The organism is Actinoallomurus acaciae, assembly GCF_042429965.1.
Classification (GTDB): domain Bacteria; phylum Actinomycetota; class Actinomycetes; order Streptosporangiales; family Streptosporangiaceae; genus Actinoallomurus; species Actinoallomurus acaciae.
Window position 1 is genome coordinate 1 of record NZ_JBHLZP010000887.1, and the last position, 2,057, is coordinate 2,057.

Below are 2,057 nucleotides of genomic sequence, written 5' to 3' on the forward strand. Positions count from 1 at the left end.
CCCGGAGCGTCGTTCCCCGCGCGGGCCTGATCGTGATCGGTGCCAGGGTCACCTTGTCAGGGGCCGGTGCGATCACTGTTGGCGGTCGGAGGCGACCCTGCCGCCGGAGTGCTCGACGGGGACCCCCGTGCGGTACAGGCGGGTGATGAGGTCCTCGATGTCGGGTTCGCGCAGGGAGACGTCCTCCACCTCGTGCCGTGCGGCGACGGCCACGACGACCGCGGCGGCGTTGCCGCCGGACGGGATGGCGAGCCACTGCCGCGGGCCGTCGGTGCGCACGGTCCGGGCGCCCTCGACCTCGATCGGCGGCGCCGGCCGGGCGAGGTCGACGACGAGGATCCGGTCGGCGTCGAGGGCGCCGCGCAGCTCCGGCAGCGACCCGTCGTAGGCCAGCCGCCCGTGGTCGATGACCATCACCCGCCGGCAGAGCCGCTCGACGTCGCCGAGGTCGTGCGTGGTCAGCAGGATCGTGGTGCCCTGTTCTTCGTTGAGCCGGGTCAGGAAGGCCCGCACGGTCGCCTTGCTGATGACGTCGAGGCCGATCGTCGGCTCGTCGAGAACGAGCAGCTCCGGGTCGTGCACGAGCGCCGCCGCCAGGTCGCCGCGCATGCGCTGCCCGAGGCTGAGCTGCCGTACCGGGGTGTCCAGGAACGACCCGAGGTCGAGCAGTTCGGTGAGCTCGGCGAGCCGCGTCCGGTGCACCGACCGCTCGACCCGGTACAGATGGCGCACGAGGGTCAGGCTGTCGCGCAGCGGCAGGTCCCACCACAGTGTGGTGCGCTGCCCGAACACCACGCCGACGCGCCGGGCCAGGGCCGTACGCTGCCGGGACGGGTCCAGGCCCGCCACGCGTACCCGTCCCGAGGACGGCGTGAGGATGCCGGTCAGCATCTTGATCGTGGTCGACTTGCCGGCGCCGTTCGGGCCGAGGTAGCCGACGAACTCGCCCGCCGCGACGGTGAAGGAGATCCGGTCGACCGCGTCCACGCGCGTGCGGCTCCGGCGCAGCAGCCCGGCGCGGCGGCGCAGCGTGAAGGACTTGACGACCTCGTCCACCTCGATCAACGTCAGCTCCCCGTCGACTGGTAACGGCGCAGCCCGCCGCGCCAGGCGAGGGCGGCGAGCACGGACAGCGCCGCCGCGACGAGCGGCGACGCGAAGCGGAAGAACACCGGCAGCCCGAGCGGATCGGGCCGGTCCAGGACGTACAGCGCCGGCTCCCAGTTGACGAAGGCCAGCGGCAGCACCCAGGTCAGGCCGCGCAGGACGTCGCGGCCGAAGATGCTCAGCGGGTACTGCGTCAGGAAGCCGCCGCCGTAGGTGACCGAGTTGCCCGCCTGCCTGCCGTCCACGACCGCGAACTGCCACGCCGCGGAGAGCACCCAGAGCGCCCAGAAGATCCACAGGCCGCCCGCGATCATGAGCGGGAGCAGCACGACCCGCGTGGGGGTCCAGTGCACGTCCAGGCGGGTGAGCGCCACCACGAACATGGCGCCGGTCGGGATCAGCTTGCCCAGCCGGCGCGGGTTGAAGTCCTCGGTGGCGATCTGCAGGAGCGGGCTCACCGGGCGCAGCAGCACGGTGTCGAGCGTGCCCTTGCGGATGTGGTCGCCGAGCCGCTCGACCGTGCCGAGCGTGATGTCGGCCAGCGAGAAGGACAGCCCCGACGTGCCGTAGAGGAACATCACCTCGGCCAGGGAGAACCCGCCGAGCCGGGGCGTGTGCGCGAACATGATCAGGATCGCGACCAGGTCGAGCGAGCTGGACACGGCCTGCGTGAGCAGCAGCATGACCATGGACGCGGGGTACTGCGCGGCCGACCGCATCCAGGCGCCGGCCAGCAACACGTACATGCGGACGGCCTCAACCACCGGCCACCACCGGCCTCCGCCGAGCCCTTGATGGACGGCCGGTCGCAGGTGTGAGATCGCTCGGGGACGTGGGGAACCGGAGACGAGAGGGCGCGAGGATGAACCGATGGCAGCGGGCCGTCGCCGTGGCGTCCGCCGCGGCCGTGGCCGCGTGCTCGCCCTTCGGCGGGAGCGGCGGGCCGGTGC

Annotated in this window: 2 protein-coding genes; both read right to left on the reverse strand. The window is 72.6% G+C overall.

Annotation, left to right across the window (positions count from 1 at the left end; genetic code table 11):
- Positions 1 to 72 precede the first annotated feature (72 nt).
- Positions 73 to 1,065: an ABC transporter ATP-binding protein gene (locus tag ACFFNX_RS48505; RefSeq protein ID WP_378213212.1), complete on the reverse strand. Its 993-nt coding sequence runs from the start codon at positions 1,063 to 1,065 to the stop codon at positions 73 to 75.
- Positions 1,066 to 1,067: 2 nt separating this feature from the next.
- Positions 1,068 to 1,871, reverse strand: coding sequence for an ABC transporter permease (locus ACFFNX_RS48510; RefSeq protein WP_378213213.1), 804 nt, complete (start codon positions 1,869 to 1,871; stop codon positions 1,068 to 1,070).
- Between the last annotated feature and the right edge of the window lie 186 nt (positions 1,872 to 2,057).